This window comes from Psychrobacter sp. CX14, assembly GCF_057396205.2.
Genome location: NZ_CM183187.1, coordinates 761,072 through 783,431, shown reverse-complemented (window position 1 = coordinate 783,431; position 22,360 = coordinate 761,072). Strand labels below are relative to the sequence as shown.

General features: G+C 42.5%; 20 protein-coding genes and 2 tRNA genes. 13 read left to right on the top strand and 9 right to left on the bottom strand.

Annotated features, from left to right (window positions below; genetic code table 11):
• Nucleotides 1–10 precede the first annotated feature (10 nt).
• From phoR to dtd, 3 genes are all read right to left on the bottom strand, one after another.
• Nucleotides 11–1,507 carry a phosphate regulon sensor histidine kinase PhoR gene (gene phoR / locus AC2SLO_RS03340; protein WP_486543592.1) on the bottom strand — a complete coding sequence of 499 codons (1,497 nt, stop codon included), beginning with the start codon at nt 1,505–1,507 and terminating at the stop codon, nt 11–13.
• 83 nt (nt 1,508–1,590) lie between these two features.
• Nucleotides 1,591–2,292, bottom strand: coding sequence for a phosphate regulon transcriptional regulator PhoB (phoB, locus tag AC2SLO_RS03335; protein ID WP_486543591.1), 702 nt, complete (start codon nt 2,290–2,292; stop codon nt 1,591–1,593).
• 227 nt (nt 2,293–2,519) lie between these two features.
• Complete coding sequence (dtd, locus tag AC2SLO_RS03330) at nt 2,520–2,960, bottom strand: D-aminoacyl-tRNA deacylase (protein ID WP_486543590.1); 441 nt, start codon at nt 2,958–2,960, stop codon at nt 2,520–2,522.
• Between the two features lie 241 nt (nt 2,961–3,201).
• Here dtd and asd point away from each other — a divergent pair, with 241 nt between their 5' ends.
• Together asd and AC2SLO_RS03320 are read left to right on the top strand one after the other, a co-directional pair.
• Nucleotides 3,202–4,089 (top strand): archaetidylserine decarboxylase, encoded by an 888-nt coding sequence (asd, locus tag AC2SLO_RS03325; protein WP_486543594.1) that lies wholly within the window; start codon nt 3,202–3,204, stop codon nt 4,087–4,089.
• Nucleotides 4,090–4,182: 93 nt separating this feature from the next.
• Nucleotides 4,183–4,797, top strand: a complete 615-nt coding sequence (locus tag AC2SLO_RS03320; protein ID WP_486543589.1) for a L,D-transpeptidase family protein — start codon at nt 4,183–4,185, stop codon at nt 4,795–4,797.
• 43 nt (nt 4,798–4,840) lie between these two features.
• Here AC2SLO_RS03320 and AC2SLO_RS03315 read toward each other — a convergent pair whose 3' ends face one another.
• Nucleotides 4,841–5,392 carry a DUF1287 domain-containing protein gene (locus tag AC2SLO_RS03315; RefSeq protein WP_486543588.1) on the bottom strand — a complete coding sequence of 184 codons (552 nt, stop codon included), beginning with the start codon at nt 5,390–5,392 and terminating at the stop codon, nt 4,841–4,843.
• A gap of 415 nt (nt 5,393–5,807) precedes the next feature.
• Nucleotides 5,808–6,410 carry an HD domain-containing protein gene (locus tag AC2SLO_RS03310; protein ID WP_486543587.1) on the bottom strand — a complete coding sequence of 201 codons (603 nt, stop codon included), beginning with the start codon at nt 6,408–6,410 and terminating at the stop codon, nt 5,808–5,810.
• A 132-nt stretch (nt 6,411–6,542) separates the two neighbouring features.
• Between AC2SLO_RS03310 and AC2SLO_RS03305 the strand changes: the two genes are divergently transcribed.
• Nucleotides 6,543–7,823, top strand: a complete 1,281-nt coding sequence (locus tag AC2SLO_RS03305) for an MFS transporter (protein ID WP_486543586.1) — start codon at nt 6,543–6,545, stop codon at nt 7,821–7,823.
• A gap of 61 nt (nt 7,824–7,884) precedes the next feature.
• Here AC2SLO_RS03305 and AC2SLO_RS03300 read toward each other — a convergent pair whose 3' ends face one another.
• The 4 genes from AC2SLO_RS03300 to fadB all read right to left on the bottom strand — a co-directional run bounded on the left by AC2SLO_RS03300 (nt 7,885) and on the right by fadB (nt 12,510).
• On the bottom strand, nt 7,885–8,037 hold the full coding sequence (locus AC2SLO_RS03300; protein WP_486543585.1) for a hypothetical protein: 153 nt from the start codon (nt 8,035–8,037) through the stop codon (nt 7,885–7,887).
• Nucleotides 8,038–8,129: 92 nt separating this feature from the next.
• On the bottom strand, nt 8,130–8,528 hold the full coding sequence (locus AC2SLO_RS03295) for a hypothetical protein (RefSeq protein WP_486543584.1): 399 nt from the start codon (nt 8,526–8,528) through the stop codon (nt 8,130–8,132).
• A gap of 445 nt (nt 8,529–8,973) precedes the next feature.
• A complete protein-coding gene (gene fadA, locus AC2SLO_RS03290) occupies nt 8,974–10,146 on the bottom strand; it encodes an acetyl-CoA C-acyltransferase FadA (protein WP_486543583.1) in 1,173 nt (390 codons plus the stop codon).
• A 204-nt stretch (nt 10,147–10,350) separates the two neighbouring features.
• Nucleotides 10,351–12,510 carry a fatty acid oxidation complex subunit alpha FadB gene (gene fadB, locus AC2SLO_RS03285; RefSeq protein WP_486543582.1) on the bottom strand — a complete coding sequence of 720 codons (2,160 nt, stop codon included), beginning with the start codon at nt 12,508–12,510 and terminating at the stop codon, nt 10,351–10,353.
• Nucleotides 12,511–13,213: 703 nt separating this feature from the next.
• Here fadB and AC2SLO_RS03280 point away from each other — a divergent pair.
• From AC2SLO_RS03280 to panD, 10 genes are all read left to right on the top strand, one after another.
• A complete protein-coding gene (locus AC2SLO_RS03280; protein WP_486543581.1) occupies nt 13,214–14,173 on the top strand; it encodes a polyprenyl synthetase family protein in 960 nt (319 codons plus the stop codon).
• A gap of 410 nt (nt 14,174–14,583) precedes the next feature.
• Entirely contained in the window at nt 14,584–16,596 is a 2,013-nt protein-coding gene (locus tag AC2SLO_RS03275; protein ID WP_486543580.1) for a tetratricopeptide repeat protein, read from the top strand.
• Nucleotides 16,597–16,689: 93 nt separating this feature from the next.
• Nucleotides 16,690–17,352, top strand: coding sequence for a lipoprotein insertase outer membrane protein LolB (gene lolB / locus AC2SLO_RS03270; RefSeq protein ID WP_486543579.1), 663 nt, complete (start codon nt 16,690–16,692; stop codon nt 17,350–17,352).
• A 119-nt stretch (nt 17,353–17,471) separates the two neighbouring features.
• Nucleotides 17,472–18,422, top strand: a complete 951-nt coding sequence (ispE, locus tag AC2SLO_RS03265; RefSeq protein ID WP_486543578.1) for a 4-(cytidine 5'-diphospho)-2-C-methyl-D-erythritol kinase — start codon at nt 17,472–17,474, stop codon at nt 18,420–18,422.
• Nucleotides 18,423–18,643: 221 nt separating this feature from the next.
• A tRNA-Gln gene (locus tag AC2SLO_RS03260) sits at nt 18,644–18,719 on the top strand.
• 218 nt (nt 18,720–18,937) lie between these two features.
• Nucleotides 18,938–19,013 (top strand) — tRNA-Gln (locus AC2SLO_RS03255).
• Between the two features lie 84 nt (nt 19,014–19,097).
• Nucleotides 19,098–20,054, top strand: a complete 957-nt coding sequence (locus AC2SLO_RS03250) for a ribose-phosphate pyrophosphokinase (RefSeq protein ID WP_486543577.1) — start codon at nt 19,098–19,100, stop codon at nt 20,052–20,054.
• 294 nt (nt 20,055–20,348) lie between these two features.
• Nucleotides 20,349–21,038 carry a 50S ribosomal protein L25/general stress protein Ctc gene (locus AC2SLO_RS03245; RefSeq protein ID WP_486543576.1) on the top strand — a complete coding sequence of 230 codons (690 nt, stop codon included), beginning with the start codon at nt 20,349–20,351 and terminating at the stop codon, nt 21,036–21,038.
• A gap of 104 nt (nt 21,039–21,142) precedes the next feature.
• Nucleotides 21,143–21,730 (top strand): aminoacyl-tRNA hydrolase, encoded by a 588-nt coding sequence (gene pth, locus AC2SLO_RS03240; RefSeq protein WP_486543575.1) that lies wholly within the window; start codon nt 21,143–21,145, stop codon nt 21,728–21,730.
• Between the two features lie 240 nt (nt 21,731–21,970).
• On the top strand, nt 21,971–22,351 hold the full coding sequence (gene panD, locus AC2SLO_RS03235) for an aspartate 1-decarboxylase (protein WP_486543574.1): 381 nt from the start codon (nt 21,971–21,973) through the stop codon (nt 22,349–22,351).
• Nucleotides 22,352–22,360: the final 9 nt, after the last annotated feature.

Genomic DNA, 22,360 nt, shown 5'->3' with positions numbered 1-22,360 from the left:
TATATAAAGATTAAGACTTATTCTCTAATTTAGCATTACTACGATAAATGCGTCGTTTGGGGAAGAAAACATTAAAGGTCGAGCCTTTGCCTTCGGTTGATTCGATGGTCAGCTTCGCCTCATGCTGATACAGTACATGCTTGACGATGGCCAGTCCTAAACCGGTTCCCCCAGTCGCACGAGAGCGCCCACTGTCGACACGGTAGAAGCGTTCGGTTAACCGATCGATGTGCTCCTCAGCTATACCAATACCATTATCATATACTGAGAATAAACAGCCGCCTTTTACATCTTGCCATGAAATACTAACCTCACCACCTTTAGGTGTGTATTTAATAGCATTGGTAACCAGATTTAATAAGGCACTGTTTAGATATATCTCAGAGCCAAAGACATCTCGCTGCGAATCAATATGCAAATCAATAACATGACCATACTCTTTGTTATATGCCTGAGCATCATCAAAAATACTGGTCAATAATCTTGGCATATCAATACGTTCTTCTTTAATACGCTCTTCATTCTCAAGACGAGACAGCAGAAGCAGATCATTAATAATATGATTCATCCGTCCTGTTTGCTGCATCATTAAATTAAAACCACGGCGCCATTTAGGGTCTAAATCGGGCTGATCTGAGAAGGTCTCGATATAACCCATGAGTACTGTCAGAGGTGTGCGCAGCTCATGCGACACATTACCCACGAAGTCTTTGCGCATCTGTTCAAGATGCTGTAGACGGGTGACATCATAAATAATCAGCAGCTTTTCAGTACCAAAGTGAGTTACCTCACATTGCAAAAACCGCTCATAATTACGCCATGAGCGTAGACGCACTCCCTCATTAGGCGAGCTTGCAGTCACGTAATATTCTTGGAATTGCGGCACATCGATTAAATCTAAAATACTACGACCCTGATCTTCTGAGCGCAAATCTAATAAGGTCTCTGCTGCTTGGTTCCACCACTCAAGACCATCATTTTCATCCAGTAAAATAACCGCATCTTGTAGCGCCAATAATGAGCTGCGTATCTTCTTAATCAGCCCCATCATTTTCTGATGCGTCATTTGCTCTTGCTTTTTACTCTCATATAGCTGATTGGCCATAAAGGTCAAGCTACCTGAGAAATCAGGGGGCGGCAAGGTTAACGAGCGACTCATCCAATTATAAAACTGCTGTACCGCATACAGTCGCCAAACGTAATACAGCACTAGCCCGACAACGATACCCCACGGCAGCGAGCCCATATAAACGCCTAATGCTGCACCGCCAACTATTAAAGTAATAAGCCATTTAAAATCTGACCAAAATAAAGTTGTGCCATGTTTGACACTGTCTTCATGTCTTTTTTGGCTGGCTGCCCTATTTTCTTTGGGCATTAAACTGGGCGCGTTCGTAGTGCCCTCCTCAGATGACTGTTCTTCTATCACAGGCGGCTCAGCCAGATTAATACTGCTGTCATTTTCTATATCATTAATCTGCTTTTTGGGGTCTTTCGACGGTGTCATGACACTCTCAAATGTATAGTTTCTAATCAGACACTACTTTAATACGGTCATGATAGGTTATCAACAATTTGGGTAATAAATGATTAGCCATGTATTTGCGTCGAGAAGCGATAGCCGGTGCCGCGTACAGTTTGGATAAAACCTGCATAATTATACGGCTCTAACACTTTACGCAGCCGGCGGATATGCACGTCAATAGTACGGTCTTCCACATACACATTACCGCCCCACACTTGGTCCAATAACTGTGTGCGAGTATAAGCACGTTCTGGGTGACTCATAAAGAAAGCCAACAAACGGTATTCTGTCGGACCAATCTCCACAGGTATACCGTCCGCTGAAAGACGTTGGCTCACTGGATCAAGACTTAGGCCTTCAGCTTCAATCGGCTTCTCTCCTGACAGTGCGCTACTACGGCGTAGAACTGCTTTAATGCGCGAGACCAATTCACGGGTTGAAAACGGCTTAGTGATATAGTCATCTGCACCAGCATCAAGGCCTTGCACCTTATTGTCTTCTTCACCTCTGGCAGTGAGCATAATGATAGGAATTTCAGACAACAACTCATCTTTTTTTAGACGGCGGCATAAGTCGATACCAGACTGATTACCCGGTAACATCCAATCTAACAAAATCATAGCCGGTCTGTGGTCAACCACATGATTGTGCGCCTCGTTGACATCTTCGGCTTGCAAGCATTCATAACCAGCCATCTCAAGCGTGGTCACAATCATCTCGCGTATGGCAGGCTCATCTTCTACAACTAATATGGTTTCCGTATTCATCTGATTACTGTCCTATAATTTCACGTACTGCTTTTCAGCAATAATATATGCGTCATTACCTATAAATATGACCGTTATATTACAACGTACAATTATGACAGCTAGATGACAAATAGTGAATATTATAGTCTAAAGCGTAACCAGTCCCTATTAACAAGCAAGGGCTTGTACTTGTTAGCAGTCTCATAGCTTCATTTCATCTAAGCTACTTAGCCTATTTTGATAATCTAATTAATTTCTAAAATAAAGTTTAATGGCCCATCATTATCGGCTTTGACCAGCATATTGGCACCGAACTCCCCTGAGGCCACGTTATCGTATTGCGCCTTTGCATAGTCGATCAATTGCTCAAACAGCTCATTTGCTTGAGCCGGTGGCATCGCACCGCCAAAGTCTGGACGACGCCCTTTGTCCGTTTTTGCCATTAGTGTAAATTGGGATACCAACAGTAAGCCGCCTTGTACTTGCTGAATATTCTTATCAAGTTTGCCCACCTCATTATCAAAGATACGGTACGTGAGGATCTTATCGATTATTTTTTGCGCACTTTGCAAATTATCCTCAGGACCAATGCCAATATAAGCCAAAATACCGTGCTCAATCTCGCCGACTATCTGGCTGTCTACTGTCACGCTGGCTTGTGTTACTCGTTGAATCAAAGCTTTCATATTTATTTATTCCTAAACCGGCGGTCATTTTTCTAAACTTATGTTCTATCTAAACGTGCTTATTGGCCATTATGATAAACTAGCCTTATCACTAATTTCTTATAACAACTATATCTTACATTTAACGTTTAGCTTACATTTAAAATTAGGTTCGTATTTCGTTAAAGACTACTTTATTATTTAAATCAGTCAATAAAACACACTACTTTCCTCATCATTATCGGTATTTATTATGAAAAACATGATTAAAGATTCCATAAAAAAGCAAACTCAAAAAGTATTAACCCGTGACGGACTGTTTACCACGCTACAACATATCGTACCCCAGCAAAAATTAAGCGAAACAGCAGGTAAATTGGCGTCCAGTAAAAACCCTGTGGTTAAACGAGCCTTTGTGCATGGTTTCGCCAAAGCTTATGGCATTACACTAGATGAATACGCTCGCAAAAACTTAACTGATTTTAGCAGCTTTAATGACTTTTTTACCCGAGAGCTTGATGACAATGCGCGTCCGATTGATGATAGCGCACACGGCATCGTCTCGCCAGCCGACGGTATGATTTCGCAAATTGGTGCTATTGAGCACGGTCAACTACTGCAAGCCAAAGGACGTGATTATTCGGTCAGTCACCTACTTGCTGATACTGAAAATAAAGAAAGCAGCTATTACAATGAGGGCAGCTTTGCTACCGTCTATCTGGCACCAAGCAACTATCATAGAGTACACATGCCCTTTAATGGTACGCTGATTGAAACCCGCTATGTACCAGGTACTTTGTTCTCAGTGAATAATGTTACCGCGGCCAATGTACCTGATTTATTTGCGCGTAATGAGCGTTTGGTGTGTGTTTTTGATACCGAATACGGCAAAGCCTGTGTGGTACTGGTCGGTGCGATGATTGTTGCCGGTATCGAAACCGTCGCCACTGGCAAAATTGAGCGCAGCGATAGCATTCAGACCCAAACCCATAATATCAGCTTGAAAAAAGGTGATGAATTAGGACGCTTCTATCTGGGATCTACCGCCATTGTGGTCCTACCAAAATCTGCTGGTGTTCAGTGGTCACAAGACATGCAGCATGGTTCTGTGGTCAAAATGGGCGAGCTTTTAGGTGTATCAAACCCTTAATAGGATACCCTTCATCCAAAATCTACACTTTCTACGCCAGCCTTACATATCAGAGCGGTATCCTGTTTTATATTTTATAAGACAGGATATCTGATGATGTCGCAAAAAAAGACCAGCTTACTAAAAACCGTATTTTTAATCGTATTTGCGCTTGCTGTGATTGTCATCATAGCTGATCCTCATAATGACTCTGATGAGATGCAAGAGTATTACGACCAACTCTCTCGCCAAAGTGGCTCACACGACACCTACTTCCCGCCCTCTCCATTGACCCTAGAGCAAGCAAATATAGATAGAGTCTATGTCGATAAGTCATCACAAAAACTATATCTGTTGCAAGATAATAAAGCGATTAAAAGCTATCACATTGCGCTCGGTGATGCACCAAAAGGTCATAAGCAGCAAGAAGGCGATGAGCGTACACCAGAGGGTGAGTATATTTTAGATTATAAAAATGAGAACTCGATTGCCTATCGCTCTATCCATGTCAGCTATCCCAATGAAGCAGACATTGCCAGTGCAGAGGCACGTGGCCTCTCACCTGGCGGTGCAATCATGATTCATGGTCAGATGAATGGTTACGGGCACTTAGCTGATGTGGTGCAAAAGCGCAATTGGACAGACGGCTGTATGGCGGTGACCAATGAAGAAATGGACGAAATCATGAGTGCGGTTAAAGTAGGCACACCCATTGAAATTGTTTGGTAAGCTTTCGTTTTGAATAAAAATATGACCGTATTCAATATGACTGTTAATAACGATAGTGGCCTTTGATTGGCATCTCAAATAAGACATTTTGCTCTTGTGTGCCACGCCCAATATTATGAATAATCAAAGGCGTACCGTCCCATGCCTTTTTATCAGATACGATACCGATATGTGGTAAATTATTGCCTTTCAGTCGCCAACTCACAATATCACCGGTTTTAAAACTGGCTTTATCAGTGGTCGAAAGACTCTGACCATGACGCTCAAAAAACACTTCCAAATTAGGCACTCGCCTATGGTCAATATTCTTATCGGTCGACTTTAACCCCCAGATTTTTGGGTAAGCTGACCAATTCTGTTTCATATCATGATTAACCAGCTGCTGTAAGTCTATATTCTGCAGGCGATAGGCGCGTATAACCACATCCGTGCAGACACCCGTTGATTGTGAGATATCACCCCTCGGGAAATCAAGACTGCGATAGGTAGGATCGTAGCCGACGGTAACCCCTATTTGCTTTTTGGCATCTAGCGCCAGTTTTTGACCGTTGCTAACGGGTGCTGCATATACAGACTGGGCAGCTATCAATAACACAGCTACTCCTAAACCCTTTAAACTGAAACTCTTAGCAGAAATATGCGTCACAATGTTGCCCTTATTTAAGTGTTATTGCTGTTGGATGATTAGGGCGTGTGGAACATTCGCAAATTAGCACTGCTGATAGCTAAAATTGTTTCAGACTAGGCGTAAACCGTAGTTAATGTCTAGACCTTGACTAGGTTTGCAACAACGTCTAGGGCGATTTTAGCATCAGCCTCACTCGAGCACAGCTCTCGCCTTGCGAACGGACAAAGCAGTGCTTTGCTTAATCCGTTCTCAGGGGCGGGACTCTTTTTTGCCAATAGTTTGCGAAATTGTCTAACTTAGAATGACTAAGCGTCAAAAATTTCACTGCATATTGACTAAAAAATAGTCGCCGCCAGTGCCATGGTCGAATGTTCCACACGCCCTATGCATCAATTAACCAACCTTGCTTGGTTGCATACTCAATTTGTTTACTGAGCCAATCATGAATAGCAGGGAAACTATCTTCAATAAAGGCATGCGCGCCAGCCACTTGCGAGCGTTTGACCTTCATATCTCGCCACGTTTTACCCTCAGTATTGAGATTTAACAAAAACGGTAATAGCCTATCGACCACTTTAAGTAGCTGCGTCTCACGACTGTTTCCTGTCTCCTGCTCCTCCCAAATCTCGCTTAGATTATAAATACCATTGCCTCGCTCAGCTTGCAATCGTGCAATACCTTCACGCTCCTCAAGATGGGCGTCACTGCGACTATTTGCATACAAAAAGGTGTCACCAGCATCAATCTCACCCAAATCATGGATTAAGGCTAATTTCAAAAGCTTCTCATGATTCACGTTAATCTCAAACAGCTCTGCAATAGACCAACACGCCATTGCTAAATGCCAAGAATGCTCAGCAGAGTTTTCAAGACGTGTGGCTTGGGTCACATAACTGCGTCTGTTGACGCGCTTTAGAGCATCAAGCTCTAATAAAAAATGAGTCACATCCTCAATACTGATATTTTTATTGTTGGTTAATGGCATAAGGCCTTGTTCCTTTTGACTTAATATAATACTAGATTATTTTAATTATCCTAGCTTATTTTTAACAGTTGTTTTAGTGTTTATTGACAGTCATAATAAGGATATGGATATCTATCAGACAAGGAGTCGTCGATGCCACAGAATCACCATGCCGCCCAGAATGTGGGGGAACTCTCTCAAGATGCCCCCCTCTCTCAACTAGAGCCGCTCTTGCTAACTCGTAAACCCCACCATAATCGGTGGGTAATCATCGCTGCATTTGCCTTATTGTTAGGCATCAATCAGTTTTTGTGGCTGAGCTTTGCCACCATCATTATCAGCACTCAGACCCATTTCGGTGTTAGTGAGTTTTTTGCCAATCTATTAACCTTAATGTTCCCTATTGTCTTTGTCCTTCTCGCCATCCATTCTGGTAAGAGGCTGGATAATATGGGATACAAAAAGGTGGTCAGTTACGCTGCCATATTAATGCTGATAGGCTCATTTATACGCTGGCTTGGGGTTGATAACTATTGGGCTGTGTTTGGTGGGCAGCTGCTTATCGCCATCGCCCAACCTTATATTACCAATGCTATTAATCAGGTAACCACAGACTGGTTTGATAAATCACAAATTGCTACCGTGACCGGTGTGATTATGGGGGTAATGTTTTTGGCAACTGCCTTAGGTGCCTTTGCTTCAGCACCGCTAATAGACACTTTTGGTTTTTCTGGTATGTTATTAATCAATATGGCACTGACAGCCATTGTGGTGACTATTTTCTTATTCGTAGTCGCTGAAAAGCCGCAAAAGCACTATGACGCTATCACACTGCGTGAGATGGAGTCTTTGTTAAAGAACAAACGTTTATGGCTCATCTCACTGACTATATTTATCGCCATGGGTTATTTTAATGGGCTAAGCAATTGGATTGCGCCTATTCTTGAGCCGCGTGGCATTGATGAGGCAACTGCAGGTGTTATTACAGCTATGCTTATTATCGGTGGTATTTTGGGTGCGCTCATTATTCCGATATTGTCAGATTATCTGCATAAAAGGCGTATTTTTCTAATCATAGCAACGCTCGTTGGCGCATTTGCAACCTACCCGCTGCTTTATACCAGTTCAGGAAGCATGGCTCTGGTTATCAGCTTTATCCTTGGCTTTTTCTTATTAGCCGGTTATCCACTGCTTATTGCCGCCGCAGAGGACACAGTACATCCCTCACAAGCAGCCAAAGCCGTCGCCATGCTAATGCTAATGGGGAATTTAGGCGGCGTCGTTATGGTGCTATCAATGCAAGGCGTCAAAGTAATGACTAGTAGCTGGTTATTATCAGGCTGGGTTTTGATTATCGCAGTCGCATTCGCCAGTGTCCTGGTTTTAAAAATACGAGATAAACCCACTGCTAACCCTGTTTTATTAGTTGAATAACACTAACTCCATAGACATAAGAAATCCGTGATAAATAACAACGTTTATTCATCATGGATTTTTAATTGGGCTCTATCAAAGTCGTTATTTTTTGCACAATCTCTTCATGACGGTAGATATGCGGGGTTAGCTTTTCTTGCACATCAATAACAATCGCTTGTGCATTGTCGCGCATGATGCGATAGGTTTTATCGGTGATAATGGTCTTAGACATAACACAATCCTTGTGCTGTTAGATAAAAAATACCTGTCCTTATTAAGTCACATTAAGTGGGTGTGGTCAAATATTCTGATCACCTCTTACACTTAGCTATCTAGAACACCGGTTACGGTTAGCTGATGCTGATAGTAACCCATATGTCCATAGTTACCAGTTGGACTTACTCGTCCTTTTATACGCACATCCTTTAACTCATAAAGCGAGTGAGTTCTGCCACTATCTTTGGCCAACTTATCTAACAGGTGATTTGGGTCGGCGACATGATAGACCTCACCATTGTCTGTAGTGAAGCTAAACTCCTCTAACGTCTTATTTACGTTACCGGTTAATACCTGTGGCGGCATAAGCGACGACTTTTCAACGACCTCACTGTTATTATCTTTTGTCTGTGTCGTCGACGTTTTGCTATGTGCAAATAGTGCCACGCTCAGGCTAATAGCAAATATTAGCGCAACTTTTAGGGTGGTTTTATGTTTAGGAATCATAGATATACCTCGGTATTTTCCTAGCACAATATAATGATTAATAATCTAAAGGATTAAAGCTCTGCGCTGTTATGACAACTATACACCTACTTCATTCTAATGAGAAATATCATAATTACTATCAATTTTTGCTGCAAAAATAATTAAAGCAGTCACAGCTAAACCAATAAAATAGAGATAGAAAAAACTGCGCAGCGTCTTAGCCATTAGATCCTGTTGTGAAATATAATATGGCTTCAAGATTATAGGTTTGGTCGTTATTGGCACTGAGCTACTTTTGATTGCTTTTATATAGACAGATTCAGAACTGGTACTGTGGTTCTTCTGCTTAAAAGGTATTGCCAATGTATAATGACAAAAAAACACCTCTAACATGATGTTAGAGGTGCTTTTGGTGCAATAGGCTAGATTTATCCTATTGGTATTTTATTGATCTAATCAGTGATTAAACACGCTCAATCACAGTTGATATACCTTGACCCAGACCGATACACATAGTCGCTAGACCAATTTCAGTATCCATCTGCTCCATCGCGTTCAATAGCGTCACAGTGATACGTGCACCAGAACAACCTAGTGGGTGACCTAGAGCAATGGCACCACCATTAACGTTAATGATGTCACGCTTATCAAGTAGGTTAAGTGCTTTAAGTACAGACAGACCTTGAGCCGCAAACGCTTCGTTTAATTCGATGGTTTGCATGTCATCGATGCTCATGCCAGCGCGTTTTAGTGCTTTTTGAGTCGCTGGTACTGGGCCATAGCCCATGATAGCAGCGTCACAACCGGCTACTGCCATGCTGCGAATACGAGCACGTGGCTTAAGACCTAGGTCTTTCGCTTTTTGTGCGCTCATCACAAGCATTGCAGACGCACCGTCAGATAATGCAGAGGACGTTGCTGCAGTTACCGTACCATTTGCTGGGTCGAATACTGGACGTAACTTAGCTAATGACTCCATTGAAGTATCTGGACGAATCACTTCGTCTACCGTACAAAGCTGTAAGCGACCTTCAGCATCGTGACCTTCGATACCGATGATTTCATTGTCAAAACGACCCTCAGTAGTTGCTTCCCAAGCACGGCGATGTGATTCATAACCGAACTCATCTTGCTGCTCACGAGTGATGCCATTCATACGACCTAGCATTTCAGCCGTTAAGCCCATCATGTTAGACGCTTTCGCATAATGCTTAGACGCTTCTGGGTTGATGTCGATACCATGCATCATGCCCACGTGACCCATGTGCTCAACACCACCGATGATGAATACATCACCTTGGTTGGTCATGATTTGAGCAGCGGCAGTGTGTAGCGCTTGCATTGATGAACCACATAGACGGTTAACCGTTTGGCCGCCAGCTGTTTTTGGAATATCAGCCAATAGACCAATGTTACGGCCGATGTTCATACCCTGTTCTAGAGTCTGGTTTACACAGCCCCAGATGACATCTTCAACTTCATTGGTGTCGAAGTCGTTACGCTTAACTAAAGCACGGACTAGCTCAGCTGACATGCTATCAGCACGAACGTTACGGAACATACCGTTTTTAGATTTACCCATTGCGGTACGCACGCCATCTACGATGACCACGTCTTTTGGACTTAATGTTGTCATGTAATACTCCTTGAATCTTTATTATTGTTAGGACTTACGCAAATAAATTTGTTTAGTAAATAGCGGTTTAATCGCTTCTGGGCAACTGTGTGCTATTTATTAACCTTCTGGCTTTATCTTTCAGATAGTGTAAATAAATGACACTCTGTTGCTAAAGCTATTATTGCGTAAGCCCTAATTAAATTGTTTTAAACGTTTATCGTATTAGGCTTTTGGGTAAAACGTTTCACCAGCCGCTGCCATATCACGGATTTTTTGTGGCGCTTCATACGCTTTGCCTAGGTGAGCATATTTCTCACATAGCGCTAAGTAGTTATCAAGGCCAACTTGGTCGATGTAACGGCATGGACCACCACGGAATGGAGGGAAGCCAACACCCATAATCATCGCCATATCTGCTTCTGCTGGAGTCGCTACGATGTTGTCTTCTAAGCAGCGAACGGTTTCGTTACAGAACGCAAGCATCATACGATCGATAATGGTTTGATCTTCAAACTGTTGAGTATCCGCATCAGTCGTGTCTTTTAGTAGCGCATAAGTTGCGTCGTCTGCTGTTTTCTTAGGCTTGCCGCGCTTGTCTTTTTCGTACTTGTAGAAACCAACGCCGTTTTTCTGACCTAGACGGTTGTTTTCAAACAGATGCTTGATAGCGCCTTTATAATCTGGCTTCATGCGATCTGGGAAGCCTTCCGCCATAACTTCTGCGCCGTGTACGCCGGTGTCTAGACCTACCACGTCGATTAAGTATGCAGGACCCATAGGCCAGCCGAATTTCTCCATTACTTTGTCAACATGAACAAAGTCAGCACCTTCTTTTAATAGAAGGTCAAATGCGCCGAAGTATGGGAACAATACGCGGTTTACTAAGAAACCTGGGCAGTCGTTCACAACAACAGGCACTTTACCCATACGCTGAGCTAGCGCAACAGTAGTTGCAATCGCTTCTTCTGATGATTTCTCACCACGGATAACTTCGACTAATGGCATGCGGTGTACTGGGTTAAAGAAGTGCATACCCACGAAGTTTTCCGGACGCTCAAGCACAGTCGCTAGATGAGTGATAGAGATAGTTGAAGTATTAGACGCTAAGATAGCGTTTTCTTTTACTAGGCCTTCGACTTCTTTTAATACAGCATGTTTTACTTTTGGATTTTCAACAACGGCTTCGATAACGATGTCAGTTTCACCAAAGTCGCCGTAGTTAAGTGTCGGACGGATACGGCTTAGCGTTTCACCCATTTGTGCTGGGGTCATTTTCTTACGCTCAACCTGCTTACCTAGAAGCTTGCTCGCCTCACCCATACCCAAGTCTAATTGCTCAGACTTGATGTCTTTCATGATAATTGGCAGGCCTTTTGAAGCTGCTTGATACGCAATACCACCACCCATGATACCAGCGCCAAGTACTGCTGCTTCATTGATCTCATGTGCTTGCTTGCTGTGTTTTTTGGCTAATTTCTTAACCGCTTGATCATTTAAGAACAGACCAACCAAGCTTTCTGCTTGTGGTGTTTTCGCCGCTTTAGCAAAGTGTGCTGCTTCTACTTTGATCGCATCATCACGGCCTAAGTTCACATGCTTTTCAATCGCATCGATAGCAATCGCAACCGCTGGATACTGCTTAGGATTTGCTTTAGCGAAGATAGCGGCTTTAGCGCTACTAAACGCCATCGTTTGCTCAAGCTGATTTAATTTAACAGGCTGAAGCTTCTCTTCACGCTTTGCTTGCCAATCAAAGTCACCAGCAATCGCTTTTTTCACTAAATCAATAGCGGCTGCTTGTAAGTCGTCTTGTGCAACAACCGCATCAACCAAGCCTAACTTTAGCGCTTCTTGTGGCTTTTTAGGTTTACCTGTTGCGATAAGCTCTAATGCGTTGTCGATACCGATAACACGTGGCGTACGTACGCTACCGCCAAAGCCTGGGAAGATACCTAGCTGGGTTTCTGGAAGACCGATTTGCGCTTTTTCGCCCATAACACGGTATTCACATACCAATGTCATTTCACAACCGCCTCCTAACGCAGCGCCATTGACAGCAGCTACTTTAGGGAATGGCAAGTCTTCAAAACGGTTGAATACGCCATTGATTTCAACAATCCACTTTTCGATTTCAGAAGCTTCTTTATTGAAATGACCAACGAATTCAGTGATATCAGCACCAGCGATGAAAACACCTTTAGTTGAAGTAACAACCAAACCTTTGATGTTATCTGCTTGCTCAAGCGCGGTAACGGCTTCAGCGAATTGCTTATTTGTTTCAGCATCAAATTTGTTAACACTCTCGTCTTGAGCGTCAAACTGCATGTTGGCGATGCCATCATCTAACATCGATACCGTGATGCGGTTACCTTGATATATCATTTAAATCTCCTTGTTATTTTATAATTCTGAATACGGCGAACCTTATCAGAAGCTAAACCACGTTGATCATATTCTAATTGGATTTAGTAAAGCACCCACCCTCAGTCGATGCTACTAGACAGTTGCGACTCACTGTTATCAGATAAAGAGTTAAAATAGCCGTAATCAAGTATCTTGTTAACTGGGTGACTAAGCTGACTCCATCTGATATCTGAATGGACACAAAAGAAGCATGAGCATCATCGTACTATGGCTATATAGCACCTACAGTACAGGTACAGTATTAAATTTATATTATATAATTTGTATAATTTTATCTGTACTCTATGATATCTGCGTTGGCTAGTGTAGGGGATTTAACCCCTTGCTGTCACAGCGCAATGGCTGACTCATAGGTCATATATTTTCTTTATAGTGTCTGTGTGTCTACCGAATGTCAAAACTTATTGCGTGTCTAATTAGTAAAGTTACGAGATAACAAATTGCTGACAGATTAACCGATGAAAGTAGCCATAAGCGGTAAGTACAATAAACCTTGGGTGGTCATGCTAAACTAAACACATTAAGGCCGGTTATTTATTGGCTATGTTATGTATTGTTATAGCGCACCACCCTTGTTACACCTTATTAGACCTTCTATTGATAAAGCCCTTTATAAAGAGGCACGACTGCCTACTTCAATTTTGTATGTGATGTTTATTTTATGATTCAAACTCAATCAAGCTTTGCCGCTATGCCATCTCAATCATTTGATACGTTAAGTAAAGATGTACTGACGCAATTAAGCGCAGATATTCAGACCTTATTAAATCACGCCAAAATGCCAAGCCCATTAAGCGATGCCTGCCACTATGCAATGATGGGTGAAGGCAAGCGTGTGCGTCCATTATTGGTCGCTAGTGCCTATCACACCGTCATTGATAATCAGTCAAATGCTAACCAAGATGCGAATCATGCTGACTATGACGCATGTCGACGCGCCATGCTTGCTGTTGAGTTTTTACATACCTACTCGCTTATCCATGACGATTTGCCTTGCATGGATGATGATGATTTACGCCGTGGTCGTCCTACGTGTCATATCAAATTTGGTGAAGCCACTGCTATGCTTGCCGGTGATGTATTACAAACACTAGCTTTTGAAGCACTTACCGCAGATTTAGAGGGTTTTGCACCGATTACAGATAAGCAGAGTGCGGCACTAAGCGCGGTTTTTAGTCCGCGTGCCCGCCGTATGGTATCCGGACAAATGCTTGATTTAAATGCTGAAAATAAATCAGTGAGTCAAAGTGAGCTTGAAGCCATCCACCGTGACAAAACCGGTGCCTTAATTGAAGCAGCAGTATTAATGGGCGGTATTTGTGCCAAAGCCTCGGACAAAGGGTTAGCAGCTTTGGCGCATTTTGCTAGTAATATTGGTCTTGCGTTTCAAGTGCAAGATGACATTTTGGATGTCACCTCTAATACTGACACTCTAGGCAAACCCACTGGTAGCGACGAAGGGCTTAACAAATCAACTTACGTCAAATTTATGGGGGTTGAGGATGCGACTGCCTATGCTAAGTCATTGTTTGATGACGCTACCACGGCTATCCATGAACAGTTTGCAAAAGATAGCTCACTAAAAGCTCTAGCAAACTGGCTATGGGCGCGCAATAAGTAATTAGGTAATAAGCAGTTCTATAACAGGTTCAGCATCAACGCTATTAACAAGGTTGATACCGTTAATAATGCTGTATTTTACTTATAATAGGCAATTGATACATTAAGTGGTATTAGACTATTGACAGTATGTACTTCATAAAACACACACCTTTAAATAGCCGCTTATAAAATCGCCACTTAATAATAACGATAAACGACAATGGGTGACGCTGACTTCTTTAAGCTAAACGCTTTAAGTGTTACCCTTATCGATTAGTATTAGATTAGATACACCCAATGAAGACAATCCTAATTGCCTTTTACTGTTAATAATTCGCTTTTATTGTGGCGAACTTACCTTAGGCTCTATTGATTACTCTTAACCCTAATTATTGTGATTAGTGGCTAAAACAGGACGTTATGCTTTCTTTGTCTCACTCACACTCGCCTAAAGCATTATTCAAAAGAGTCGAAACTCGCTTTCGTGTAACTCAAGGACACCTATTTGCCCGATTTAAGTCCAAAAAGAACGTAGCGGATACTCCTTTAGCTGAGAAAGCGCTGCTACCTGACCCAGTCATAACTAAGAAAAAGCCAACGTTAAGCCGTGTGCGCCAACGCTTATTGCAGCTGTTTTTTATGTTAAGTCTTGCAGGTATGGCAAGCCAGTCTCTACCTGCTCATGCGAGTGTGTTTGACCCAATTCGCCGCGTATTGACACCGCTATTGGGAAAAATAACCAATTCAGAAGCCGTACCTGACGAAGTCATTACCGAACAAACAGCGCTTGACCCTGATATATCGAGTCATCCTGCTGAAGACAATCATAGCCGTTTAATGCTGACTCAAGATCGTCCTAGCCTATTAAATGTGATGCATGCAGAATTCTTGGTAGACCGCGGCGATATTAATAACGCGTTAGCGCTATACAAGCAAGAGTCATTTAAACAAGATGCTACTAGCGTGTTTGAGCGGGCGTTAGAGCTATCGCTGATGTATGAATCACCTGAAGAGTCCTTAGCATTCGCATTTAAATGGCAGCAGCAGAACCCTGAACATATTCCTGCCCTATTTTATGTGGCTCATTTAGCACTTAAAGCCAATGATTATGACTTAGCTGGCGAAGTACTAAGTCAAATATTAGACTACGATCCACAGGCTGATTTAAGCGAAATCCTAATCGGTATCTATCCTACCACACGTAATGATAAGCGCTTGTTACTTGAAACACTATTAAGACTTCCAAAGCATAACAACCCTTCGATTTTGGTCTTGCAGGCAGGCTTAATGTCCCAACTAGAGCAGCCAGAAATTGCGCTGGTTAGTGTCAATCGCGCCTTAAAAGCCAAACCCGATAATGTGCCTTTTATTATATTAAAAGCAGATATTCTAAAGCAGCTAAAGTCTGATCGTGAAGTGCTCAAATATGTGAGTAAGCAGCGCAAACGCATAAAAGACAGTAAGAATTTATATTTATACGAGATTCGTTATCTCTTAGATTTAGGTCAAACGCAAGAGGCGTGGGAGCTTTTGATTAAAGCCCACGATCTATTCCAAGACGATGAAGTGACCTTATTGGCAGCCTTAGTCAGTATTGATATTCAGGCCTATGATGAGGCCGACGAGCTGCTCTCTAGTCTTGCCTCCTCGCCTTATTATATTGATCAGGCCTATTATTACTTGGGTATTAGTGCCGAGCGACAACATAAGTTTGATCGTGCCGAGCGCTTCTTATCTAAAGTGATGCAAGAGAACCTAGTGTTAAAAGCACGTCAAAAACTGGTGTCTATTCAAATGCTACAAGGTCAACCGGATCGTGCCCTTGAAACATTGAAGCGATTTAGCAGACAGTTTGAAGTATACGCACCTGATAGTGCGATTATGCAAGCGGATATTCTGCGTCAACAAGGTAGAATCAATGAGGCTCAGCAAATATTAGCAGAGACCAATCGCCGCTTCCCAGACGATACCAAATTGCTGTTCGCACGCGCGCAACTGCTTGATAATGAGCGAGACACTGAACTTAAAAATAAGCTGCTTGATCGACTGATTCTGCTTAATCCAGAGAACCCCGATTACAGACTGGCCTTAGCGGTATTGTTGTTTGAAGTTGGTGATGAGTCAGAGGTGCAAGAAGCACTGGGTATTGCGCAGAATATAGTTGATATTCCGTTTGACTCGCCCTTATTTAGCCAAAACAACTATTTGTCAGCGCTCAATATTATCGCAGCAGATGCCTTATCAGAAGAGCGCTATCAAGATGTTGTTGATTATCTTGAGGCGGCATATGAGGTATCGCCGACACTGGATTCAGGGATTATTCTATTGCGTGCTTATCAAGGTTTAGGTCAAGACGACAAGGTTGTGTCGTTGTTTAATGACATTCAAGACCGTTTTGCGCTAGGTCGTCAAGATATCAGCGACCGCCTACAATCTTATTAATACTTATAAAAATAGCCTTAATTAGCCAAATCAGAGACTTAACACCCAATTGAACACTAAATACAGATACTAGAAATAGCCATAAGGATTGCCATGTTACTTACACAATCAGCTCAAGACCTACCAGCTTCGAAGAAAAGCGTTCAAAAAAGCCTGTTATGGGGTACAGCACTAACCGCCTGTGTTATTGGATTGACCGGTTGTCAAACCACACAATCAATGAATCAGTCTGCGAGCAGTCCTGTAGTCTCATCGGGTGAATCGGCTTATCCTGAACTGTTAAAACAGTTTAATATTCGCGGTAAAATTGGTGTCACCACACCGCAAACCGCTACAGTATCTGCCCAGTCTGGCAGTGCGTTTTATGTTTGGGCGCAAGAAGATGAACGTTTTGCTATTGATATTACCGGCGCTTTGGGTATTGGGCATACGGTCATCGAATATAATGGCACCAGTGCCACGCTACAAAGCGAGCGTACAGGGCAAATCACTGCAGACACGCCAGAGGAGCTGCTACAACGTGCAACGGGTTGGCAAGCGCCTATCTCGCAGCTGCGCTACTGGATATCTGGACGTCCTGCACCGTCAGACGTTGATAGTCAAATCGATGCTCAAGGGCGCATTCAGTCAACTATTAATGGCGACTGGAATGCCGACTTCACTTATAAAAATACCAGCAGCCAATTACCGAACAGAATCAAAGTACTGCGCAGTGATGGGCACCGCGTGATTATGACCATTGATCATGCCCAATAAATAGAAATGAAATAAAGATAAGGCATGTCAGCAGCGACTGTGCCTGACATGCCCCTATTATATTAATATCTTACTCTTATAGTAATGACTTCCTCTTTAACTGCTAGGTTCGCCCTATTATGACCGCCAAAAAGCTTCGCCTGTTCTCTCCTGCTAAGATTAATTTGTTTTTGCATATTACTGGCAAACGTGATGACGGCTATCATAATTTACAGACTGTTTTTCGGTTATTAGACTGGGGCGATTATTTAGAGTTTAAGCTCAGTGGGCAGCTATTCAATCCGCATGCGTCTTTTGATCATTCAAACCTACCTATTTCTCTAAATGCAAATATAGCTGTCACTGCTAGTTTAGTAGACAATCTGATTACCAAAGCCGCTATCGCCCTTATCGACGCTATAAAAACGACCTCGGCAACCTCTTTGCCCGATCAATTGCCGGTGATAGACATCACTTTGGATAAAGTACTGCCGACAGGTGCCGGTTTGGGCGGTGGTTCATCCAATGCCGCAACTACTTTACTCGCATTAAATCAGCTTTGGAGATTGTCATTAACCCAAGAGGAATTAATCGCTATCGGTAAACAAGTTGGTGCTGATGTGCCAATTTTTATATTCGGAAAAGACGCGATTGCCGAAGGGATTGGCGAGCAGTTAACGGCAATTGATTTACCGCCACAGAATTATTTACTGCTTAATCCAAATGCACATGCTTCAACCCAAGCCTTATTCGCGCACCCAGATTTGCACCGTGATGCGCAAACTTTGTCTATCTCTCAAATTAACTCAGAACAATCAAACTACTTAGAGCAATTAAAAACACCATATACCAATGTCTTTGAGCCTGTGGTGACTCATATAGTGCCTGAAGTGGCCGAAGCGCTTGATTATCTAAAGCAGTTAGAGGTTCTCACAGCCACTACAGCGCGTATGACAGGCACAGGCAGCAGCGTGTTCCTTCCGGTACCTAAAGAGCTATTTCAGGCGGTTGAGACGTATATAGCGGATAATAAACCAGCTTGCCATGCTCAACTGACTCAATCTTTATCATCCAATCAATTTAACGCTTAAGTAAGTTTGGCACTGAAAAAGCTAAAATAGACCCGTTTGATGAGTCGCTCTACCTAAGTCTGTAATATTTAATGATTAAAGATTAATATAAAAAACGGTTTTTTAAGGCGTATTATGAGCGCTGAAAATGTTTGATTTTAGGGTGCTAGCAATTACTTTTGCAAAAAAAATGAAAAACAGTTGCAATCACTAATTTCTACTGTATAATAAATCGCCCATAAAGGGGTATAGCCAAGTTGGTAAGGCATCAGGTTTTGATCCTGACATCCGTTGGTTCGAGTCCAGCTACCCCTGCCATATTCGTCATAGGCTCAGCTACTAATTAGTTTTAAATTAAACGGCTTTGTTCATTGACATATCTAGTTAATTTTCGGTATAGTTCGCCTCGAATGTTACCGAGAAGACAACAAGCAAGAAACAATATTAAAACCATTTATTTTTAGGTTTTAATAGTAAGTTATCAAGAAGCATGTTAAATTAATCGTGTGAACGTCTTGATAAAGTTTGTCTGTTACAGGGGTATAGCCAAGTTGGTAAGGCATCAGGTTTTGATCCTGACATCCGTTGGTTCGAGTCCAGCTACCCCTGCCATTTTCTTCTAAACGTTCAACTTTCTTCTTTATTTGTGCAGTCTCTACTGCTCCTCTCTTAAGTCAAATAAATAGGACTTGAACCATGCCATATCTGGCGATTTTTACGGGTAATGCCCACCCTGAGCTGGCAAAAACCGTTGCAGATCATTTACATATTCCTTTAGGCCGTGCCGATGTGACACGCTTCTCTGATGGCGAAATTGCTGTAGAGATCAAAGAGCATGTTCGTGGTAAAGACGTCTTCATTCTACAACCTACCTGCGCACCTACCAACGATAACTTGATGGAAATCATGGTTATGGCTGATGCACTTCGTCGTTCAAGTGCTGGCCGTATCACTGCTGTGATGCCATACTTTGGTTATGCCCGTCAGGATCGTCGCCCTCGTTCGGCACGTGTGCCTATCTCGGCGAAGGTTGTAGCAGATATGCTAAATATCGTTAGCATCGACCGCGTTATGACCGTTGATTTGCACTCAGATCAAATTCAAGGTTTCTTTGACATCCCTGTCGACAATATCTACGGTACGCCTGTACTGCTAAAAGACCTACAAAAACAAGGCTATGACAACTTAATGGTTGTGTCACCTGACGTAGGCGGTGTTGTTCGCGCGCGCGCGATGGCTAAAGAGCTTGGAGATACAGAGCTTGCAATTATCGACAAACGCCGTGCCCGTGCCAATGAATCGCAAGTAATGCACATTATCGGTGATGTAAAAGACCGTGATTGTGTCATTGTTGATGACATGGTAGATACTGCTGGTACACTGTGTAAAGCAGCTCAAGCACTGAAGGACAATGGTGCTCGCCGCGTACTTGGCTATATCACTCACCCTGTATTATCAGGTAAAGCCATTCAAAACATCAGCAACTCAGTATTAGATGAATTAGTGGTTACCGATACCATTCCTTTGTCTGCTGAAGCACAAGCTTGTAAAAAGATTCGTCAGGTAACGATTGCTTCATTGTTGGCAGAAAGCTTACGCCGTATCAATAATGAAGAATCTATTAGCGCTATGTTTGACTACATCGCTAATTAAGATTTTTATAGAGTTACTTAGTGTGTTTTATTAGTATTATTTATAGCGTTTAAAATACCTAAGCAATCATAAAAACCGCTGTCTTGATAGGCAGCGGTTTTTTTATACTGGATTTTACGGTCTCATACCCGTATAATACGCCCTCTGTATCTACGCAATGCTGCGACTCAGCAGTTCAGTGTCATATTGACCGTACTTAAGTAGATGCAGATTATAGATGTTTGTCTGGCCACGTTGGTCGCAAACGTAGCTTGAGAACATCACAAACCAAATTATTTAATCAAGGATACTCCTATGAGTAATGTACTATATACGGTAAAAGGCATTGCCCGTACCGAAGATCAGCAGGGCAAAGGTGCGAGCCGCCGCCTGCGTAAGCAAAAACTAGTACCAGCCATTATCTATGGTGGTAACGAAGAGCCTACAGCGATCGCTATTAAAGACAATGAGCTTTGGAAACTTCTAGAAAACGAAGCATTCTTCTCAAACATCTTAACCATCACTCTTGATGGCGAAGAGCACATGGCTGTTATTAAAGATCTTCAGCGTCACCCATCTAAAGGTTTCCCAATGCATGCTGACTTCCAGCGCATTGTGAAAGGTGAGAAGATTCACATGAACATCCCAGTTCACTATGTTGGTCGTGAAGAAGCGCCAGGTACTAAAGCAGGCGGTATCTTATCAACACTAGTAACTGATTTAGAAATCGTATGTCTACCTTCAGTACTTCCAGAGTACTTAGAAGTTGACGTTTCAGGTCTAGAAATCGGTGAGTCACTACACTTAACTGATATCCCACTTCCTGAAGGCGTTATCTTGTTCGAACTTGACGTAGAAGAGCCAGTTAACCGTACTATCGCTAACATGAACGCACCAACTGTTGAAGAAGTTGACGAAGATACTGCAGATGATGTTGATGCTTCAGATGTTCCAGCAACTGAACAAGGTAGCGAGAACGAAAACGAAGGCGGTGACGACGAGTAATCGTCAATCGACCCATTACTCCTGCTGACATCTCTTTTATCTAAAAGACGTGCTCGAATACGCTCAGCAGTGAGTAATTAGAATTAACTTACAGTGAGAACGCTATGTCCCAACTTAAGCTTATTGTTGGGCTTGGCAACCCAGGTCAGCAGTATGTCGAAACAAGACATAATGCTGGCTTTTGGTTTGTGGCCCTGATTGCAGATACATTCAATATTGAACTGAGCGCCGATAAGAAATTCAACGGTCTCACCGGTCGTGGTCGTATTTACGATACCGACGTGCGTCTATTATTGCCTCTGACCTTTATGAATAAATCTGGTCAATCTGTTGTGCCTATGGCAAATTATTATGATATTAAGCCAGAAGAGTTATTGGTTGCTCATGACGAGCTCGATATCCCTGCCGGTAGTATCAAACTAAAGACAGGTGGTGGACACGGTGGTCATAATGGCTTACGTGATATCACACCGCATTTAGGCAATGATTTTCATCGACTGCGTATTGGTATTGGCCATCCTGGTCATAAATCCAAAGTTAGCAGCCATGTCTTATCTAAGCCCTCCCCCAACGACCAAATTGCCATTGAAGCAGCATTAGATGCTGCTATGGATTCACTACAATTAATAGTCAATGGTAATATAGAAAAAGCACGTAGCCAGATTAATGGCTTTAAATTACCTGATGCCTAGTTTTAATAATCAAACATTTAACAACTGCTAAGCTACAAAACTTGCGGCTTTAGCATCATGTTTTAACGTTTTTACATTCAATTACCCTACTCTATATGCTTGTTTTGTCATGCTATTTCTAATAATATCAGACATTTGCTCCTCGGTACTATCCGTATTATCAGCAGTTGCCACTTAGACCTATTAAGCTCTGTTAACGCCGCTGCTGACTATTTAGCACATTATTTAAGGAATCCCTTTATGCTATTAACCTTATTAAAAGGTAAACTACACCGCGCCCGCGTTACTCATGCAGACTTGCACTATGAGGGCTCTTGCGGCATAGATGGCGACTTATTAGACTTATCAGGTATTCGTGAAAACGAATCTATCGATATCTACAATGTCACTAATGGCAAGCGTTTCCGCACCTATGCAATTCGCGCTGAAGCCGGCTCTGGTATCATCTCTTTAAATGGTGCAGCTGCTTATCAAGCTGATTTGGGTGATATCGTGATTATCTGCGCTTATGCTCAGATGGATGAAGCCGAAGCAGATACGCATAAGCCAAAGCTTGTGTACTGTAACGAAGACAACACTGTAAAAGATACCGCAAACATTATTCCTGTTCAGGTATCTTAAGTACTAATG

What these genes read in the sequence shown, in the direction of transcription:
- pth (WP_486543575.1), top strand. Translation starts at nt 21,143, where the DNA reads ATGTCCCAACTTAAGCTTATTGTTGGGCTTGGCAACCCAGGTCAGCAG.
- AC2SLO_RS03305 (WP_486543586.1), top strand. Translation starts at nt 6,543, where the DNA reads ATGCCACAGAATCACCATGCCGCCCAGAATGTGGGGGAACTCTCTCAA.
- fadA (WP_486543583.1), bottom strand. Translation starts at nt 10,146, where the DNA reads ATGACAACATTAAGTCCAAAAGACGTGGTCATCGTAGATGGCGTGCGT.
- asd (WP_486543594.1), top strand. Translation starts at nt 3,202, where the DNA reads ATGATTAAAGATTCCATAAAAAAGCAAACTCAAAAAGTATTAACCCGT.
- AC2SLO_RS03250 (WP_486543577.1), top strand. Translation starts at nt 19,098, where the DNA reads ATGCCATATCTGGCGATTTTTACGGGTAATGCCCACCCTGAGCTGGCA.
- AC2SLO_RS03295 (WP_486543584.1), bottom strand. Translation starts at nt 8,528, where the DNA reads ATGATTCCTAAACATAAAACCACCCTAAAAGTTGCGCTAATATTTGCT.
- dtd (WP_486543590.1), bottom strand. Translation starts at nt 2,960, where the DNA reads ATGAAAGCTTTGATTCAACGAGTAACACAAGCCAGCGTGACAGTAGAC.
- lolB (WP_486543579.1), top strand. Translation starts at nt 16,690, where the DNA reads ATGTTACTTACACAATCAGCTCAAGACCTACCAGCTTCGAAGAAAAGC.
- ispE (WP_486543578.1), top strand. Translation starts at nt 17,472, where the DNA reads ATGACCGCCAAAAAGCTTCGCCTGTTCTCTCCTGCTAAGATTAATTTG.
- AC2SLO_RS03245 (WP_486543576.1), top strand. Translation starts at nt 20,349, where the DNA reads ATGAGTAATGTACTATATACGGTAAAAGGCATTGCCCGTACCGAAGAT.
- panD (WP_486543574.1), top strand. Translation starts at nt 21,971, where the DNA reads ATGCTATTAACCTTATTAAAAGGTAAACTACACCGCGCCCGCGTTACT.
- fadB (WP_486543582.1), bottom strand. Translation starts at nt 12,510, where the DNA reads ATGATATATCAAGGTAACCGCATCACGGTATCGATGTTAGATGATGGC.
- AC2SLO_RS03300 (WP_486543585.1), bottom strand. Translation starts at nt 8,037, where the DNA reads ATGTCTAAGACCATTATCACCGATAAAACCTATCGCATCATGCGCGAC.
- phoR (WP_486543592.1), bottom strand. Translation starts at nt 1,507, where the DNA reads ATGACACCGTCGAAAGACCCCAAAAAGCAGATTAATGATATAGAAAAT.
- AC2SLO_RS03310 (WP_486543587.1), bottom strand. Translation starts at nt 6,410, where the DNA reads ATGCCATTAACCAACAATAAAAATATCAGTATTGAGGATGTGACTCAT.
- AC2SLO_RS03320 (WP_486543589.1), top strand. Translation starts at nt 4,183, where the DNA reads ATGATGTCGCAAAAAAAGACCAGCTTACTAAAAACCGTATTTTTAATC.
- phoB (WP_486543591.1), bottom strand. Translation starts at nt 2,292, where the DNA reads ATGAATACGGAAACCATATTAGTTGTAGAAGATGAGCCTGCCATACGC.
- AC2SLO_RS03280 (WP_486543581.1), top strand. Translation starts at nt 13,214, where the DNA reads ATGATTCAAACTCAATCAAGCTTTGCCGCTATGCCATCTCAATCATTT.